12 protein-coding genes are annotated in these 17,973 nt (G+C 61.8%); 8 read left to right on the top strand and 4 right to left on the bottom strand.

Features of this window, described 5'->3' with window-relative positions; translation table 11 throughout:
• Window positions 1–517 precede the first annotated feature (517 nt).
• Window positions 518–2,470, top strand: coding sequence for a ligand-gated channel protein (locus tag ACE1BR_RS12340; RefSeq protein ID WP_374870655.1), 1,953 nt, complete (start codon window positions 518–520; stop codon window positions 2,468–2,470).
• A gap of 124 nt (window positions 2,471–2,594) precedes the next feature.
• On the opposite strand, the gene ACE1BR_RS12335 is transcribed toward ACE1BR_RS12340, so the two are convergent.
• Together ACE1BR_RS12335 and ACE1BR_RS12330 are read right to left on the bottom strand one after the other, a co-directional pair.
• Complete coding sequence (locus ACE1BR_RS12335) at window positions 2,595–3,986, bottom strand: ATP-binding protein (protein WP_374870653.1); 1,392 nt, start codon at window positions 3,984–3,986, stop codon at window positions 2,595–2,597.
• 3 nt (window positions 3,987–3,989) lie between these two features.
• Window positions 3,990–4,712: a response regulator gene (locus ACE1BR_RS12330; protein ID WP_374870651.1), complete on the bottom strand. Its 723-nt coding sequence runs from the start codon at window positions 4,710–4,712 to the stop codon at window positions 3,990–3,992.
• 199 nt (window positions 4,713–4,911) lie between these two features.
• On the opposite strand from ACE1BR_RS12330, the gene ACE1BR_RS12325 reads away from it, so the two are divergent.
• Complete coding sequence (locus tag ACE1BR_RS12325) at window positions 4,912–5,262, top strand: hypothetical protein (RefSeq protein ID WP_374870649.1); 351 nt, start codon at window positions 4,912–4,914, stop codon at window positions 5,260–5,262.
• Between the two features lie 191 nt (window positions 5,263–5,453).
• Here ACE1BR_RS12325 and ACE1BR_RS12320 read toward each other — a convergent pair whose 3' ends face one another.
• Together ACE1BR_RS12320 and ACE1BR_RS12315 are read right to left on the bottom strand one after the other, a co-directional pair.
• Window positions 5,454–5,873, bottom strand: a complete 420-nt coding sequence (locus tag ACE1BR_RS12320; protein ID WP_374870647.1) for a hypothetical protein — start codon at window positions 5,871–5,873, stop codon at window positions 5,454–5,456.
• A 99-nt stretch (window positions 5,874–5,972) separates the two neighbouring features.
• The gene (locus ACE1BR_RS12315; RefSeq protein ID WP_374870644.1) at window positions 5,973–6,887 is read right to left on the bottom strand and encodes a LysR family transcriptional regulator; all 915 of its coding nucleotides are present in this window, start codon (window positions 6,885–6,887) and stop codon (window positions 5,973–5,975) included.
• A gap of 258 nt (window positions 6,888–7,145) precedes the next feature.
• Between ACE1BR_RS12315 and ACE1BR_RS12310 the strand changes: the two genes are divergently transcribed.
• From ACE1BR_RS12310 to recD, 6 genes are all read left to right on the top strand, one after another.
• Window positions 7,146–7,478, top strand: coding sequence for a hypothetical protein (locus ACE1BR_RS12310; protein ID WP_374870642.1), 333 nt, complete (start codon window positions 7,146–7,148; stop codon window positions 7,476–7,478).
• 30 nt (window positions 7,479–7,508) lie between these two features.
• A complete protein-coding gene (locus ACE1BR_RS12305; RefSeq protein WP_374870640.1) occupies window positions 7,509–8,195 on the top strand; it encodes a pirin family protein in 687 nt (228 codons plus the stop codon).
• Between the two features lie 38 nt (window positions 8,196–8,233).
• Window positions 8,234–8,626: a DoxX family protein gene (locus ACE1BR_RS12300; protein ID WP_071913217.1), complete on the top strand. Its 393-nt coding sequence runs from the start codon at window positions 8,234–8,236 to the stop codon at window positions 8,624–8,626.
• Between the two features lie 261 nt (window positions 8,627–8,887).
• Window positions 8,888–12,253 carry an exodeoxyribonuclease V subunit gamma gene (gene recC / locus ACE1BR_RS12295; protein ID WP_374870638.1) on the top strand — a complete coding sequence of 1,122 codons (3,366 nt, stop codon included), beginning with the start codon at window positions 8,888–8,890 and terminating at the stop codon, window positions 12,251–12,253.
• Entirely contained in the window at window positions 12,253–15,861 is a 3,609-nt protein-coding gene (gene recB / locus ACE1BR_RS12290) for an exodeoxyribonuclease V subunit beta (protein ID WP_374870636.1), read from the top strand. The genes recC and recB overlap by 1 nt, the downstream gene beginning before the upstream one ends.
• Window positions 15,858–17,921 carry an exodeoxyribonuclease V subunit alpha gene (gene recD / locus ACE1BR_RS12285; RefSeq protein WP_374870634.1) on the top strand — a complete coding sequence of 688 codons (2,064 nt, stop codon included), beginning with the start codon at window positions 15,858–15,860 and terminating at the stop codon, window positions 17,919–17,921. The genes recB and recD overlap by 4 nt, the downstream gene beginning before the upstream one ends.
• Window positions 17,922–17,973 lie beyond the last annotated feature (52 nt).

Genomic DNA, 17,973 nt, shown 5'->3' with positions numbered 1-17,973 from the left:
AATTTGAAAGGCCTTCCTGAATAGGAAGGCCTTTTTGCTATGGGCGATTTGCCATTAGCCCACAGAGTTGCACATTAGAACAAACACCAAAGCCCGGTCTCTCGACCGGGCTTTTTCGTTTGTGGAATTTTCAGTGACATTGAGTGCAGTACAACGGCGCTCTTCTGGGTAGCAGGTGACTGCAGAAATTAAATCCTGTATCTGGCCAAGGCGTGGCCTGGATTTGATGTTTTTGGTAATTCCATTATTTTCATATGGATTTATTCATACAAAACAGAGAGTTATTAATACTCGCCAGTTTTGGTGCGCTGTACTGGAGGGAGGTAAGCTGGAACGCTCAAATGATAATGATTATTGTTTGAATGATCTGAACGGGGTCGTTACAATGCGGACTGATTAATAAAGTGCTTTTCAAATGAGCCTTTTTTGATCCTGTTCCTGGCAGGATGCCGGGGTGTGGTAACGAGTGAGGTAAGGGAATACGCCACTTTCCTACTTAAAACGTTCAGGCTAAAACATGACAACAGTGAAACCGAACAAGCTTGCCTTGCTGATCTGCTCCCTTCTTGCGACTCAAGCCTATGCTGCCGAGCAGGAGGTGATGGTCGTCACCGCCTCTGGCTTCCAGCAGAAGATCGAAGATTCTGCCGCTTCTATCTCCGTGATTACCCGTGAGCAGCTGGAGAAGCGGGCATATCGGGATGTAACCGATGCCTTGAAGGATGTGCCGGGTGTTGTGGTGACTGGCGGTGGCAGCAGCAGCGATATCAGTATTCGCGGTATGGGTTCGAAATACACCCTGATGCTGGTTGATGGCAAGAAGGTAGATAGCCGTGGTACGCGCCCCAATAGTGATGGCCCGGGTATTGAACAAGGCTGGATGCCACCGTTGCAGGCGATCGAGCGGATTGAGGTCGTGCGTGGGCCCATGTCATCCCGTTATGGGTCAGATGCGATGGGTGGGGTGATCAACGTGATTACCCGCAAGACCACCGGTCTGGCCTGGCAAGGGTCGGTTCATGCTGATTCGACCTTTCAGGAGAACAAGGATGCTGGCAATAGTTTTCAGACCGATGCCTATACCGCAGGTTCACTGATCGATGGCGTCTTGGGGCTGCGTTTCAACGGTCAGCTGGCTCATCGGGGTGAAGACAAATTTACCCAAGGCTTTGCCGAGCAGGAGACTCGCAGTGGCACGGCCGTGCTCAGCTTCAAGCCTGATGACCATAACCGCTTCGATCTGGAAGCCAGTCGCAGCCTGCAGGATCGGGATCGTACGGCCGGCAACTCGCTGGATGCCAAGGCGAAAGATAGCCTCAACCGCTACGAGCGCACCAACTATGCGCTAACCCATGACGGTCAATATGAGTTCGGATCTTCCAGCAGCTATCTGCAGCAGGAGACCAACACCAACCCAGGCCGCAGGATGGAGCTCACCAACACCATCGCCGATACCCACACCCAGTTCATTCTGGGGGATCACTACTTGAGTGTCGGTGGTCAGTATCGCTATGAGGATCTGCACGATCAGGGCAATACCCTGAAAGTGGCCAATCCTGCCGAGCAGCTGACTCGCTGGAGCTGGGCGATGTTTGTCGAGGATGAATGGTCACTTACTGACAGCTTTGCCTTGACCGGTGGCGCACGGATGGATCGGGATCAGAACTACGGCTCTCACTGGAGCCCGCGTCTCTACGGGGTGTGGCATCTGGATGATAGCTGGACCCTGAAAGGGGGCGTCTCGACCGGTTACCGCTCTCCTGACTTGCGGATGTCGGCGGCCAACTGGGGTCAGGTCACCGGTGGAGGCAGCCTGGATGGCATGCTGGTCGGCAACCCGGATCTCAAACCCGAGACCAGCGTGAGTGAAGAGATTGGCTTGCTGTGGAACGGCCATCAGGGCTTCAATGCCGGGGTGACTCTGTTCAACACCGACTTCAAGAACAAGATCTCCGAAGTGCGCCGCTGTACCGACAAGAACCAGCCTGCCTGTACTCTCAATGGCCACAGCTATGACTTCATCAGCGATCGGGTCAACGTCGACAAGGCGAACATGCGCGGGGTCGAGGGGATGATGGATTGGGCCATCAATGAGGATTGGTCGGTCAGCTCCAGCTACACCTTTACCCAGTCGGAGCAGAAGAGCGGCCCGCTGGCAGGCCATGCCCTCAACCAGATGCCCCGCCATATGTTCAATGGCAGTGTCGATTGGCAGACCACCGAGGATCTCAACCTTTGGTCACGAGTCAACTTCCGGGGTGAGACCTCCGAATACCTGAGCCGGGTCAAGATGGCGGATGGGACCCCTTCCTACACCTTCTTTGACATGGGCTTGGTCTACAAGGCCAACAAGCATCTGGACCTGACTGCCGGGATCTACAACTTGTTCGACAAGAAGGTGGATTACAGCAGCTATGGCACTGTGCTGGATGGTCGTCGCTACAACCTGGGCGTAACCTACAACTTCTGATAGTTGTTATCTCATACGGCCGCTATCTCTGGATGGCGGCCGTTTTTATTGCACGACGTCTGTTTTTTCTCGCTCTGCAGGCTGCAAACGACCTCATGAGGAGGCTGACGGATATCCTGACGACTTACCGCGGCAGGCTGATCCGCGCTTCCAGTCCCCCTTGCGGCCGGTTGAGCAGAATGAGTTCACCGCCATGCTGATGAACCAGAGTGCGGGCGATGGAGAGACCCAGCCCCACGCTGCCGGACTCGGTATTGCGCGCTTCGTCCAGCCGCACGAAGGGTTTGAACACATCCTCCAGCCGCGCCGGATCGATCCCCGGCCCGTTGTCGCAGACCCGGATCAACAGCTCATCCTTGCAGCGCTCCAGCGACACTTCGGCACTGCCGGCATATTTGATGGCGTTGCCGATCAGGTTCTGCAGCACTCGGCGCAGGGTGTTGGCCCGGCAGGCGTAGACCTCTTTGCCCTCCGCCAAGCAGGTGACCGGCTGGCCGGTATCGGCATAGTCGTCGCACAGGCTGACCAGCAGGCTGACCAGATCCAGCTCGCGGGTGGCCTCCTGTTGCCCCTCTTCACGAGCAAAGCTGAGGGTTGCCGCCAGCATCTGCTCCATCTGCTGCAGGGTCTGCTGGATGCGCTCCTTGTCCTCGCCATCGGCCAGAAACTCGCTGCGCAGCCGCAGGCTGGTGATGGGGGTGCGCAGATCGTGGGAGATAGCCGCCAGCATCCGGGTTCTGTCCTGCACAAAGCGATCGAGCCGGGTGTGCATCCGGTTGAAGGCCTGGATCGACTCGCGGATCTCGGTCGGTCCCACCTCCTGCAGTGGTTCGATATCCTCGCCGCGTCCCAACCGTTCGGCATTGCCGGCCAATTGCTTGAGCGGGCGGGTGGCCCGGCGGAACAGCAGTATCATCAGCCCGATCACCAGACTGGCGACCAGCATCAGGTTGAGGGTGGTTTGCCATGACCAGCTGCCTACCTCTTTGTCGACCAGCGAACTGAATTGCAGCCAGCCTCCCTGAGGCAGTTCGATGGAGCCATAGAGCCGCATATCCCGCGGTGGCGGTGGTCCCTTGCGATCCCGCATCATGCGGGCGTGGTGCTCCCACGCCTTGCTGCGCTGGGTATCCTCTTTCAGCTCGGCACTGATCTCGACGGTGAGGCCGGGGGGATAGCCAAGGCGCGAGCGCACCAGCTGCTCGAAGCGGGGGCTGCGATTGTCCGGTTGCAGTGGTTCGTCTTCAATCCGCAGCAGTAGGGTTTCGCTGCGACTCGCCTTGAGGATCTCGTCATAGAGGGAGGGAGGCGAGAGGGAGAGCAGCCGTACCACCGAGATGATCCGCTGCATGGCGTTGCGGCTGTTGACGAAGCCGAGAGCCTCTTCCCGATCGGTGCGATAGATCTGGATACTGAGCAGTTGGATCAGGATCAGCCCCGCCAGCGCCACCAGAATGATCTGGCCGGTCAACCCCTTGGGCCATAGCCGGGCCCACAGCTGTTTTAACGCATCCACCGCTTATACCTGTGTAACATCGGCAGAGAACATATAGCCGCCACCCCAGATGGTTTTGATCAGCTCCGGATTCTTGGGATCCCGCTCCAGCTTGCGGCGCAGGCGACTCACCAGGGTATCGATGGCGCGATCGAACGCCACAGCCTCACGGCCACGAGCCAGATCCAGCAGTTGATCCCGGCTCAGCACCCGTTGCGGACGCTCCAGAAACACCCTGAGCAGATCGAATTCGGCGGTGGAGAGGCTCAGGCCCACCCCATCCTCACCGATCAGTTCCCGGCGATTGATGTCGAGCTGCCAGCGATCGAAGCGCAGATCCCGGGTCAGGGTCTCGGCTGCCGACTGGGTATCTGCCTGGGTGCGGCGCATCACCGCCTTGATGCGGGCCAGCAGCTCGCGCGGGTTGAAGGGTTTGGCCAGATAGTCATCGGCCCCCATCTCCAGCCCTATGATGCGGTCGGTCTCTTCCCCCATGGCGGTGAGCATGATGATGGGCAGGCTGGACTTGGCGCGTAGCTCGCGGCAGAGGGTCAGGCCATCTTCGCCCGGCATCATCAGGTCCAGCACCAGTAGATCGAACTCCCGCTCCTCCAGCAGCCGCTTCATCTCCTTGCCATCCCGGGCACAGCTGACCCGCAGGCCGTGCTGTTCCAGAAAGCGCTTCAAGAGATCGCGGATCTCGCTGTGGTCGTCGACCACCAGAATGTGGGTGTTGCCCTGGTTCATGAATACCTCCCCTGCTTGGCGTTGGCACGAGTATACGAAAATCCGACCTGCGGTTTGTGTCAAAGTGTGCCAGATCCGCACGATGCCACACTCTGCTACAAAAAAGGGCGATATTGGCAAAGTTCAGACACTTGCAGGGTGTTTACTTGATGGCAAGGCAAGAGCGCCGAACCAGAATCATCCCTACAGGAGATAGACCATGAAAAAGCTGACCAAAACCATGCTGACCGCCACCCTGATCCTTGGCCTGCCGCTGGGTGCCTATGCTGCCAGTGAAGCTGCACCGACCGGCCAGCCGGGTGCCATGATGGACTGCCCGATGGATGGTGGCGGCATGATGGGTGGCAAACACCACGGTGGCCGTCACGACAAGATGGCTCGCCTGCAGAACATGACGCCGGAACAGATCGAGGCCAACCTGAAGCAACGTTATGATCGCATTGAGGATCCAGCCAAAAAGGCGGAGTTTATCAAGAACCTCAACGAGCGTGCCGATGGTATGACCAAGCATGCCGAAGCGATGAAGAAATTTGCCGAAGCGAACCAGTAACCGCTTCGCTGTTTCACACCAGAGTGACAAACCAAAGGGTGGCCGAGGCCACCTTTTTGCGCTTACTGCGTTGTGCTGCAGAGTTTGGCTGAACGCAGGCGATTGCCAATAAAAGAGGGGGAGCCTGATGCTCCCCCTCTTGCTATCTGCGCCGGTGCAGGCGTGCCGCCCATACCACCGGACGAGCGAACTTAGCCCTGAGCCTTGTCGGTCAGGTCTACCTTCTTGACGGTTTCCCCTTCAAACTTGATAACCACGTTCTTCTTGGTTGCGTCGGTATCTTTCAGCAGGGTCTTGGTAGTTTCGGCCAGCAGCGGAGAAGCCTTGTTCAGGGCATCCAGGTCGTAGGTCCACACCTCCAGACCCGCCTCGGTTTTGGTGGAGGCAGGTGCGCCCAGCTTCTCTTTGATCGCCTGCTTGTTGGAACCGCCTTCCTTGATATCCAGAGCCTTTTTGATGGCTTCGTTGGATGCGCTGTCCACGGCGCCGGATACGGCAGTGTTGGCGGCATCTTTTACGCTGCTGGTGACGGTGTCAGTCAGCGAGTCCATCAGGCCAGCATTGGCGAACAGGGGCAGGGTGGTGAGGGCGACCAGCAAAGTCTTTTTCATTTTTTACAGATTCCATGGTTTCGATGAGGCGGCAATGAAATCAGCAAAGACATTGGGTGTCAAGTGAGGCATTTGTTTAACGCATCTATTAACCACATCTTATTTTTCAACTGCCGCAAACAGCTTCGGGATCTCCCGTACCAGCCAGCTTTTGGCCTTGCCCATGGTGTCGCGCCGCCAGGCCAGCACTACCTGCAACTGATGGCGATATTCGGGGCTGATCACCTTGAGTCGACCGGCCCGGATATCCTCTTCAATCCAGCTTTGCGGCATGGTGCCGACACCGATCCCCGCCAGCAGGGCGTCGCGTTTCTCCGCCATGGTGCTGACGGTGAGGCGCGGCTGCTTGTCGAGCAGGCGATAGGTAAGCACCGGTTTGCGCAGGGCGGTATCGGCCACCGCGATGGCGCGGTAGCGACGCAGGGTCTCATCCGCCAGCGGTTCCGGCTCCTGATGGAGGGGATGATCGGGGTGGGCGACATAGAGCATCACCTCCTCCCGCAGCGTCTGGTGCTTGATGCCGGTCATCATGATGTCCGGATTGATGGAGGAGATCAGCAGGTCGGCGCGGCCATCTTCCAGACACTCCCAGCTGCCCGCCAGTACCTCGGCGCGAAACCTGAGCCGGGTATCGGTCTGCTCGGCCAGCCGTTCCACTAGCGGATAGAGCGCTTGCACCGGGACTAGCGCATCGACGGCGATGGTGATGTCGGTCTCCCAGCCGCGGGCCAGCGCCCGGGTTTCGCCCACCAGATGTTCGGCCGCCTCCAGTAGCACCCGGCCCCGCTCCAGCAGCATGCGTCCCGCCGGGGTGAACTTGGTGCGGTGGCCACTGCGGTCAAACAGCATGGCATCCAGCTCATCTTCCAGCTTCTGCACGGTATAGCTCAGTGCCGAGGGCACTTTGCCCAGCTCGTCAGCCGCCGCCGCGAAGCTGCCGCGGCGGTCGATGGCGTCCAGCACCCGGATTGCCTCCAGGGTCAGCGCCCGCTCCTTGTTCGATTCCTTGGCCATCTATCACCTTCAATTTATTTGAATATGTTTGCCAGATTATCTCGCTAACAAGTTAGGCCAAGCGACTTTAATATTCAATCAACGCTTCGGCAGGAACGTCGAGCGGCCAAATATGCGGGAAGTTCCGCACTGTGACACACCCAATCGGTCTGTCTGATGTCGGTGAAAGAACAACACACTATTTGAATAACCTCTTGCATGGATGCATTGATTCTGGCCGAAACGGCCTTGGCAATGACATATAAAACAAGAGATTGAATGAGCATGAAAAACGTAATCAAGATGCTGGCCGTTGCAGGCCTGATGACCACAGGTTTCGCCCAGGCTTCCGTACCGGCTGACATCAACGCCGCCCCGGGCGTGCTGTTTGTGAACTGGAACGCCGCTGCCGCAGTGGATGGCAAAGCCAATCCGATGCTGGAAGTGCGTGACGAGTCTGGTGATCTGCTGGCATCGGTCCACGCCAACCTGATGGGCACCCAGCAGGTGCGGATCCCGAGCCGTGCCCAGGGCAACCTGACCGTCAGCCTGGCTGGCCAGAGCAGCGAATTCCGTATTCCGTTCGGCATCGGTGGTGGCAACCCCCGCTAAGTCGAACCCCGGATAGATGAGGAGCAGACCATGATGCAATTGAGAGCCGCAGAAGCGCGGGGCAAGGCCAACTTTGGCTGGCTGGACGCGCGCCACAGTTTCTCCTTCGGTCACTACTATGACCCGGAGTGGATGGGACACTCGGTGCTGCGGGTGATCAATCAGGATCTGGTTGCGCCGGGTGGCGGATTCGCCACCCATCCTCACGCCAATATGGAGATCCTCACTTGCGTGCTGCAAGGCACCATAGAGCACAAGGACAGCCTCGGCCACGCCGAGCAGATCCCGGCGGGGGATTTTCAGCTGATGAGCGCAGGCAGCGGGATCCGCCACAGCGAGTACAACCCCTCGCAGACGGATCCTCTCTCCCTGTTGCAGATCTGGATCGAGCCGAACGAGTTCGGCACGCCACCCGGCTATCAGCAGAAGAAGATCGAGTCCAGACCGGGCATGACGCTGGTGGCGTCACCGGATGGCGAGGAGGGATCGCTGCGGATCCGCCAACAGGCCCGCGTATGGCGGCTGGAGCTGGCACCGGGCGAGACGCTCGAGTGGGCACTGGCTGGCCGACACGGCTACCTGCAGATGATTTCAGGGGAGTTGACCGCCAACGGTCTGGCTGCCCGACCCGGCGACGGGGTACTCAGTCGTGATGAATACCGGTGGGAGTTGGTCGCAACCAGTGCCACTCAAGCCCTGTTGTTTGACCTGCCCTGATTGGTCAGTGGCGATACGAGATAAATGAGGATAGTGAAATGGACAAGATGAAAGATGTTGCGCTGCTGGCGGGTCGTGTACTGCTGGCGCTGATGTTCGTGATAGCTGGCTGGGGCAAGATCGGCGGTTACGCCGGGACCCAGGGTTATATGGAAGCGATGGGCGTGCCGGGCTTTATCCTGCCGCTGGTGATTTTGCTGGAGCTGGGTGGTGGCCTTGCCATCATGCTGGGTCTCTTTACCCGCAGCCTGTCGGTGCTGATGGCCGGTTTCACCCTGATGGCCGCCTTTATTTTCCACTACCAGCCTGCCGAACAGATGCAGATGCTGATGTTTATGAAGAACGTCTCCGTCGCCGGTGGTTTCCTGGCGCTGGCGGCGGCCGGAGCAGGGGCTTTCAGTGTGGATGCCCGCTTCGGCAAAAACTGGTAATGCCCTGAAGATTCAAGTTTTCCAACGCCTTTTGGCCGGTGCAACTGCACCGGCTTTTTTCTGTCTGCGTTGTCCGGATCAGTGAGGCGGCGAGCCAAATCTGCGGCGCCCTTCATGATTCCGCCTATTGCCTGTCGCTGGCCATAAGCGCCTTTTGCATCTTATCCCCCGATCCCCGACAATTCCCTCTCTTGTGAAGTGACGGAAATGGCTCCTCTTTTCCGGCGCTCATCCCCTCTTGTGAATTGGCGGGAGTCGTCCATGTTTACCCTCTACCACTCCAATCAGCTGGATCTGCTCAAGGAGCTGCTGGTCAACCATATCCGGCAGGCCCCTCTCTCTCACCCCTTCGATCGGGAGCAGATCCTGGTGCAGAGCCCGGGCATGGCCCAGTGGCTCAAGCTGGAGCTGGCCAAAGCCTTCGGCATCGCCGCCAATATCGACTTTCCGCTGCCTGCCAGCTTTATCTGGGAGATGTTCACCCGGGTGCTGGCGGATGTACCGCGTCAGAGTCCCTACAACAAGGGCTCCATGAGCTGGCAGCTGATGACCATTCTGCCTGCCCTGCTGGACAGGCCCGCCTTTGCCCCGCTCGCTGCCTATCTGGGCGGGGGAGATGAGGAGGATCCCGCCCAGGATCCCGAGCAAGTGCGGCTGTGGCAGCTCTGCCAGAAGGTAGCGGATCTCTTTGACCAGTATCTGGTCTACCGGCCGGACTGGATCGCCCGCTGGGAAGAGGGGGAAGGATTGAGTCAGGAGCTGGCCGGGGTCAGCGGTCAGGATTGGCAGCCGGAGCTGTGGCGCGAGCTGGTGGCCCGCACGTTGGCGCTCTCTCCAAGCGGTTACCACCGCGCCAATCTCTACGAGGAGTTTATCCACGAGCTGGCGCGTACCGCCGATCTGCCGGGCAAGCTGCCGCAGCGGGTCTTTGTGTTCGGCATTTCGGCGCTGCCGCCGCGCTATGTGGAGGCGCTGCTGGCCCTCGGCAGTCGGCCGGAGGTGGAGGTGCACCTGTTTGTCACCAACCCCTGCCGCTACTACTGGGGGGATCTGCTGGATCGCAAGACGTTGGCGCGCCTCGAGAACAAGCTCAAACCCGGCACCGATATCGAGACCCTGCAGGGCCCCGCCAACCCGCTGCTCGCCTCCATGGGCAAGCTGGGGCGCGACTACCTGCATCAGCTGATGGAGCTGGAGGTGCCGCAAATCGAGGCCTTCGTCGATATCGACGAGGTGGATGGCAAGGGCAATGTCAGCCTGCTGCGCGCCATCCAGAAGGATGTGCTGGAGCTGGCAGAACGGGGCGCCGGTCAGTTCGATCTCGACAGCAGTCAGCACAAGAGCCCCATCGATCCGGCGGATGGATCCTTGCAGATCCACGCCTGTCACGGCCCGATGCGCGAGCTGGAAGTGCTGCACGACCGGCTGCTGGCGCTGTTCGAGCAGGATCCGACCCTCACCCCGAAAGATGTGGTAGTGATGATGCCGGACGTGAACAGCTACGGCCCCTACATTCAGGCGGTGTTTGGCGCGCGCGGGCAGATCCCGTTTGCGGTCTCGGATCGGGCGGCGAGTCAGGAGAGCCCGCTGCTGCAAAGCTTCCTTGCCCTGCTCAGGCTACCCAACGCTCGCTTGGGGGCAGGGGAGCTGCTCGCCATTCTCGAGGTGCCCGCCGTGCTGCGCCGCTTCGAGCTGGATGACGACGAGTTCAACCAGTTGCGGGTCTGGGTGCAGGAGACCGGCATCCGCTGGGGGCTGGATGATGGCTACCCCGTCCGTTTCGATCTGCCTCCCATGTCCGGCAACAGCTGGCTGTTCGGCCTGCGCCGCATGCTGCTCGGCTTTGCCATGGGGGATGGCGAGCCGGTGGCGGGTATTTTGCCTTATGCCGATATCGAGGGTCAGCAGGGGTTGGCGCTCGGCAAGCTGGCCTGGTTTGTCGATTCGCTGGCCGAGTTTTTGCCCCGGCTGCAACAGGCGCAGCCGCTGGCCGAGTGGAACGCCTGCCTGCTGGCGCTGCTGGAGCGCTTCTATCTGGCCGACGAGGATGAAGAGCGTCAGCTCCAGCTTATTCGAAGCCAGCTGGCCGAGTGGCAGACCCGGCTCGGTGAGGCCCGCTTCGAGCAGCCCATCACCGCCGACCTGTTACAGGATTACCTCGGCAGCGTGCTGGGGGAGTCCCGCTCCAGCCAGCGCTTCCTCGCCGGTCAGGTCAACTTCTGCACCCTGATGCCGATGCGCTCCATCCCCTTCAAGCAGGTCTGCCTGCTCGGCATGAACGACGGCGTCTACCCGCGCACCCTGGCCCCCATGGGGTTCGATCTGATGGCGGTGGCGTCGCGGCGGGGGGATCGCTCCCGTCGTGATGACGACCGCTACCTCTTCCTCGAGGCGCTGCTCAGTGCCCAGCAGGGGCTCTACATCAGCTATCAGGGCTTCAGCGCGCAGGACAACAGCGACAAGGTGCCGTCGGTGCTGCTGGCGGAGCTGATCGACTATGTGCGGCAGGGCTTTGTGCTGGCGGGGGATGAGGATCTGGACGACGAAACCTCCGGCAAGCGGCTGCTCAACCACCTGATGGTGGCGCACCCGCTCACCCCCTACAGCCGCAACTACTTCTACCCGGAGACGGGATCGCGCCTCTTTACCTATGCCGCCGACTGGCTACCCGCCCTCAATCCGGTGCGCGGCGCGGCCAACTTCCAGAGCAGCGAGCTGCCGCTGCCGCCAGATTGGAACAGAGGGGGGGGCAAGGAGCAGGGGCTGGAGCTGGCGGAGCTGCTGCGTTTCTATCGCCAGCCCACCAAATATTTCCTTAACCGCCGCCTCAAGGTGTGGTTTGAACTGAACGAAGCCAACATCGAGGATAGCGAGCCGTTCGAACTGGATGGCCTGCAACATTATCAGCTGAAAGATCTGCTGCTCGATGCCCATCTGGCGGAAGGAGATAGTACCGAGCGCCGCGAGCGGTTGCAGCTCACCGGCCTGCTGCCGCAAGGGTGGTTCGGCAGCCTGCTGCTGGACGATCTGGATGCCGAGATGGGCAAGCTGGCGGACCGGCTGCGGCCATGGGTTGCTGCCAATGAGGCAGAGAAACAGGCGGTGGAGATCGATATCTCCCTCACTCAGGGTCAGCTGCAAGGGTGGATCGACACCCAGAAGGGGCGTTTGCTGGTGGTCAAACCCGGCAGCTTCAACGGCAAGGATCTGCTGTTGGGCTGGATCCAGCACCTCTGCCTCTCATTGAGCGGCACCCCCGGCGACACCCTGCTGTTCGATGCCAAACAGAGTCTGCGTCTGCCAGCTCTTGCTGCCGACGAGGCGCGGCCCAAGCTGGCGGCGCTGGTGGCGTGCTGGGCGCAGGGGATGAAGCGGCCGCTGCCGTTTTTCCCCAATACCGCCTGGGATTGGCTCAAGGCGATCGAGAAGGATCCCGACAAGCCGGAGGCGGCCGACAAGGCGGCCCTCACCCGTTTCAATGGCGGCTGGATGATCAATGGGGAGGGGCAAGATCCTTACGTTGCCCGCTGCTTCCCCGAACTCGATGACGAAGTGCTGGGGCAGTTGCAGGCGCTGGCTCGCGAACACCTGACCCCGCTGCTCAAGACCTTGGAGGAGCTGAAATAATGGCTAACCCGCTCAATACATTGCGTTTTCCCCTCCATGGTGAACGACTGATCGAAGCCTCCGCCGGTACCGGCAAGACCTACACCATCGCCGGTCTCTACCTGCGGTTGCTGCTGGGTCACGGCCCGTTCATTGAGGAGGGTGCCGATGCCGGTCAGCCCAGCGCCCACGAGCGGCCCCTCTCGGTGACCGAAATTCTGGTGGTGACCTTTACCGAAGCGGCCACCGCCGAGCTGCGCGGGCGGATCCGCGGCCGTATTCATGAGGCGCGGCTCGCCTTTATGCGCGGTCACAGCAGTGACACCCTGCTGGCCCAGCTGCTGGCCGAGGTGGAGGATCACGAGCTGGCGGCCCGCCGCCTGCTGGCTGCCGAGCGGCAGATGGACGAGGCGGCGGTCTTTACCATCCACGGCTTCTGCCAGCGGATGCTCAAGCAAAATGCCTTCGAGTCGGGCGCCCTCTTTGAAACCGAATTTCTCACCGACGACAGCCAGCTCAGGCTGCAGGCGGTGAGCGACTACTGGCGATCCGAGTTCTATCCGGTGGACAAGACCCTCGCCAGCGCGGTGCGCGCGCTCTGGCCGAGTCCCGCCGCCCTGCTGCGGGAGATGGGCAGCTGGCTCGACAACAGCGAGCTGGAGATCCACCCCGCGCTGGGGGACGAGACCCTCTCCGCCCGCCATCAGGCGGCCATGAGCCGCATCGCTGCGGTGAAGAGCGAATGGCTGGCGCAGACGGACGAGATCCGCCGCCAGACCGACGGCCAGATCAGCCGCTACACCGGCAAGAACTACGAAGGCTGGCTCGCCAAGATAAGCGACTGGGCGCAGGACGAGGGCAGTGGCTACGCCATTCCCAAGGAGCTGGAGCGCTTCGGCCAGACGGTGCTGGAGGAGAACCTCAAGAAGGGGGGCGCCGTGCCGACCCTACCGCTGTTCAGCCAGATCGATGAACTGCTGGCGAGCCGTCCCGGTATTCGCGATCTCATCCTGCAGCGGGCGGCCAAGGTGGTGCGCAGCCGGATGCAGGCGAGCAAACGGCAGGCCCATCAGCTCTCGTTCGATGACTTGCTCAAAGACCTCGACGGGGCGCTTGGCTCCAGCCTGGGCGAGCGGCTGTGCGAGCGCATTCGCGCCACCTATCGGGTGGCGATGATCGATGAATTTCAGGATACCGACCCCCAACAGTACCGCATCTTCCACCGGCTTTACGGCGGCCACACCGACACGGCGCTGTTGATGATCGGTGACCCCAAGCAGGCCATCTACGGCTTTCGCGGCGCCGATATCTTTACCTACATTCAGGCGCGGCGAAATGTGAGCGCCCACTACACCCTCGGGCGCAACTGGCGCTCCAGCAGTGCGCTGGTGGGGGCGGTCAACGGCCTGTTCGAGCGGGCAAAAGATCCCTTTATCTATGAGGCGGATATCCCCTTCCTGCCGGTGGAGGCGCAGGGCAAGAGCAAGGCGCTGCTGCTCGATGGCGCCACCGCGCCCGTGCTCCACTGCTGGCAGCTGAGCGGCCAGCCCACCTTCAACCGGGGGGATTACCAGAGCAAGCTGGCCCGCGCCACCGCCGCCGAGATCCACCGCCTGTTGACCCTGGCCCGCGAGGGCAAGGCGCTGATCGGCGACAAGGCGGTGAAGGCCGGAGATATCGCCGTGCTGGTGCGCACCGGCGCCGAAGGCAAGCTGGTGCAGCAGGAGCTGGCGCGGCTTGCCATCGCCTCCGTCTATCTGTCGAACCGCGAGAGCGTGCTGGAACAGGTGGAGGCGCGGGAGATCTTGCTGATTTTGCACGCTTGCCAGAACCCGAGCGAGGAGCGCAGCCTGCGGGCGGCGCTGGCCACCGGCCTGTTTGATCTCGACGCCAAGGCGCTCGATGGGCTGGCCAGCGACGAGCGGGCGTGGGAGAGCGCGGTGCAGGAGTTTATGGAGTACCGCAAGATCTGGCACCGCCGCGGCGTGCTGGCCATGCTGCGGGCCCTGCTGCACCGGCGCAATCTAGCCTCCTCCCTGCTGGCGAGCCCCTACGGCGAGCGGCGGCTGACCAACTTCCTCCATCTCGGCGAGCTGCTGCAACAGGTGAGCAGCGAGCTGGACGGGGAATATGCCCTGTTGCGCTGGCTGGGGGAGGCGGTGAGCCGCCCCAATGGGCAGGATGCTGAACAGGTACTGCGGCTCGAATCCGAGCGGAAATTGGTGCAGATCGTCACCATCCACAAATCCAAGGGGCTGGAGTACCCGCTGGTGTTCCTCCCCTTTATCTGCAGCCACAGAACCGCCGAGACTCCGCTCTATCACGAGGCGGATGAGGCGGGCAATCGTACCATTCTCGATCTCACCGGCGCCGAGGGTTCCTTGGCCGAGGCCGACCGCGAGCGCCTCGCCGAAGATCTGCGGCTGCTCTATGTGGCGCTGACCCGGGGCGTTTACGCCACCTGGCTGGGGCTGGCGCCGGTGCGGGCGGGGGCGGGCAAGTCGGAGAAGACCGACCTGCACCACACCGCTATCGGCTACCTGCTGCAAAAGGGCGAAGAGGGGGATGCGCAGACACTGGCGACCGCCCTGACCGAGCTGGCGCAGGCGCTGCCCGGGGTGGCCGTCGGTGAGCCCTCGCTCACCCGTCCGGCCCCGCTGCCGCCAGAGGAGGAGCAGCTGGGCGAGCCGCAGGTACGTCACTTTAGCGGTTCCCTTGAGCGGGACTGGTGGATCAGCTCCTACTCCGGGCTGGCGGCGCAGGGCCACGGCCACAGCAAGGGCGTACTCGCCAATCCCGGCTTCGATGACGAGGTAGTTACCGAGGCGGCCGCGCTGGCTTCCGAGCAGCCGGAAGAGGCGCCCCAGCCCTCAATCTTCACCTTTCCGAAGGGGGCGCGCCCCGGCACCCTGCTGCACAGCCTGTTCGAGACTATCGACTTTCAAAGCGCCGCTGGTGAGCCGCTGGCAGAGCATATCGCCAGCTTGTTGCTGCAAGATGGTTTCGACGAAAGCTGGGCCCAAGTGCTGCAACAGCAGGTGGAGGCGGTGCTCGATACTCCCCTTGAAACGGGCTTTGGCGAGCCGGTACGGCTGCGGGACTTGAGTGCCGAGCGCAAACAGGTGGAGCTGGAGTTCTTCCTGCCCATGGGGCGGGTGACGGCACCGGCGCTGACAGCCCTCTGCCAGCAGCACGACCCGCTGTCGCGGGGCAACAAGCCGCTCAGCTTTGCCACCGTGCAGGGGATGCTCAAGGGCTTTATCGATCTGGTGTTTGAGTGGCAGGGGCGCTGGTATCTGCTCGACTACAAATCGAACCACCTCGGCATGAGCCCCGCCGATTACAGCCGTCCGGCGCTGGAGCGGGCGATGGCGGAACATCGCTACGACCTGCAATACCAGCTCTACTCGCTGGCGCTGCACCGGCTGCTCACCCTGCGCTTGCCGGGTTACGACTTCGAGCAGCACTTTGGCGGGGTTTTCTATCTGTTCCTGCGCGGCATGCCGCAGGGGGGCATTTTCCATACCCGCCCGAGCCGTGAACTGGTGCTGGAGTTGGATGAGCTGTTTAGAAATGGTGATCGCTCTGGCGGTGTGTCATCAACAGAATTAAACGAGGTAGAGGCATGAGCGGCACCATGATCAGCACTGCGACCAGCGCAATGATGGTTGAACGGTTGAAAACACTGGCGCTGGCTGGCCGTATCCGCCAGCTGGATCTGCAATTTGCCAAGCTGGTGGCCGATCTGGGCGGCAGCCCCGAGCTGGTGCTGGGGGCTGCGCTCGCCTGCTTCGAGCTGGGGCGCGGCCATGTTTGCCTGCCGCTGGAGATGCTCGCTGCTGGATCATTGCGCCCGTTCGGGTTGGATCCCCAGCAGAGCCGGGATCTGCTGGCTGATCTGGCGGCTCCGGCCCACTGGCCAGCGCTGTTTGCGGCAAGCCCGCTCGTTGGCACCGAGCAGGATGACGGGCTCGCCCCGCGCTGGCCGCTGCGACTGTGGCACGGGCGGCTCTACCTTACCCGCTACCACGATCATGAGCAGGGGGTGGCCCGCCACTTGCGCGCTTTGAGTGAACGCGCCGAATGGCCGGAGATCGCCCCGGCCCTGTCGCGGCTGTTTGCCCGCGACTACGGGCTGGTGTTCGGGGCGCTGCTCAAGGCCCGTCTCGCCCCCGACTTCTCGGCCCGCCACTTTATCGAGAAGTATCTCGATCTGGTGTTCCCGAGCGAGGTGGATTGGCCCGCCATCGAGGGGCTGCTGGCCAGCGCGCAGGCGGCGAGCGACCTTGGCAAGCTGGATACGCTGGTGTCCGAGGCGCTCTGCTGCAACGGCCAGAAGCTGGCGGCGGCCACCGCAGCGGCGCGCCCCTTTGCGGTGATCTCCGGCGGCCCCGGCACCGGCAAGACCACCACGGTCGCCAAACTGCTCGCCATTCTGGTGGAGACCGGCCTGCAAGCAGGCAAGGCACCGGCGATCCGGCTGGTGGCTCCCACCGGCAAGGCGGCGGCGCGCCTGACCGAGAGTATCGGCTCTGCCCTGCAGGCCCTCGATCTGCCCCCCGAGTGGGTGGAAGCGATCCCCACCGAGGCGGGCACTCTGCACCGGCTGCTCGGGGTCATTCCGGGGCGCAGCCAGTTCCGCCACCACGCGGGCAACCCGTTGCACCTCGACTTGCTGGTGGTGGATGAGGCCTCCATGGTTGACCTGCCTATGATGGCGCGCCTGCTCGATGCGTTGCCCAGCCACGCCCGCCTGATCCTGCTCGGCGACAAGGATCAGCTCGCCTCGGTGGAGGCGGGGGCCGTGCTCGGCGATATCTGCAGCTTTATCGAACAGGGCATCAGCCCGGCGCAGGCGGATTGGCTCTCCCGCCAGACCGGCTACCGCTTGCAGGGCTCGCCCGCGGGGGCACCGGTGCGCGACAGCCTCTGTTTGCTGGCCAAGAGCTGGCGCTTTGATCAGCATTCGGGCATCGGTCAGCTGGCGCGCGCCTGCAACAGCGGCGATGCCACGGCGGTGGAATCAGTCTGGGGCATGGGATTCGCCGATATCAGCCTGCACCCCTGGGCGGGGGAGGCCTACGACGCCCTGATTGCCCAGGGGGTGGCCGGTTACGGAGCCTATCTGAAGGCGGCCCGCGCGGGGGAAGCGCCCGCCGCCGTATTCAAGGCATTCAACAGCTTCCAGATCCTCTGCGCCCTGCGCGATGGCCCGTTCGGCGTGCTGGGGCTTAACGAGCGGCTCGAACTGGCCCTGTCACGGGCTGGCCTGATTGCCCGCGATGGCGACTGGTATGCCGGTCGCCCGGTGATGGTGGTGCGCAACGACCACGGGGTCGGCCTCTACAACGGCGATATGGGGCTCTGCCTGCCCGATGAAAGTGGCCGGTTAAAGGTCTGGTTTGAGCAGCCGGATGGCACATTGCGGGCGCTGTTGCCCAGCCGCCTGCCGCCCCACGAGACCGTCTACGCCATGACCATCCACAAATCCCAGGGCTCGGAATTTGCCCATACCGTGCTGGTGCTGCCCGACAGCCCCAGCCCCCTGCTGACCCGCGAGCTGGTCTATACCGGCATCACCCGCGCCAAGGCCCGGCTCGATCTCTACGGCGATCGCGCCCTGCTGGCCCAAGCGGTACGGAAAAAGACCGAGCGTTATTCCGGTTTGGCGGAGAGGTTGGGAATTTAAACAATTTTTATAGCGTTCAACCATTTAACCTAAACGTTAGGTTAAATGGTTG

This window comes from Aeromonas sp. MdU4 (assembly GCF_041929505.1).
GTDB lineage: Bacteria > Pseudomonadota > Gammaproteobacteria > Enterobacterales > Aeromonadaceae > Aeromonas.
The sequence above is the reverse complement of the archived record's forward strand: the minus strand, read 5'-3'. Positions and strand labels throughout refer to the sequence as shown.

Bases quoted from the DNA above. Each gene is read 5' to 3' on its own strand.
- recB (WP_374870636.1), top strand. From the start codon at position 12,253: ATGGCTAACCCGCTCAATACATTGCGTTTTCCCCTCCATGGTGAACGA.
- ACE1BR_RS12325 (WP_374870649.1), top strand. From the start codon at position 4,912: ATGAAAAAGCTGACCAAAACCATGCTGACCGCCACCCTGATCCTTGGC.
- ACE1BR_RS12340 (WP_374870655.1), top strand. From the start codon at position 518: ATGACAACAGTGAAACCGAACAAGCTTGCCTTGCTGATCTGCTCCCTT.
- recD (WP_374870634.1), top strand. From the start codon at position 15,858: ATGAGCGGCACCATGATCAGCACTGCGACCAGCGCAATGATGGTTGAA.
- recC (WP_374870638.1), top strand. From the start codon at position 8,888: ATGTTTACCCTCTACCACTCCAATCAGCTGGATCTGCTCAAGGAGCTG.
- ACE1BR_RS12320 (WP_374870647.1), bottom strand. From the start codon at position 5,873: ATGAAAAAGACTTTGCTGGTCGCCCTCACCACCCTGCCCCTGTTCGCC.
- ACE1BR_RS12300 (WP_071913217.1), top strand. From the start codon at position 8,234: ATGGACAAGATGAAAGATGTTGCGCTGCTGGCGGGTCGTGTACTGCTG.
- ACE1BR_RS12305 (WP_374870640.1), top strand. From the start codon at position 7,509: ATGATGCAATTGAGAGCCGCAGAAGCGCGGGGCAAGGCCAACTTTGGC.
- ACE1BR_RS12315 (WP_374870644.1), bottom strand. From the start codon at position 6,887: ATGGCCAAGGAATCGAACAAGGAGCGGGCGCTGACCCTGGAGGCAATC.
- ACE1BR_RS12330 (WP_374870651.1), bottom strand. From the start codon at position 4,712: ATGAACCAGGGCAACACCCACATTCTGGTGGTCGACGACCACAGCGAG.
- ACE1BR_RS12310 (WP_374870642.1), top strand. From the start codon at position 7,146: ATGAGCATGAAAAACGTAATCAAGATGCTGGCCGTTGCAGGCCTGATG.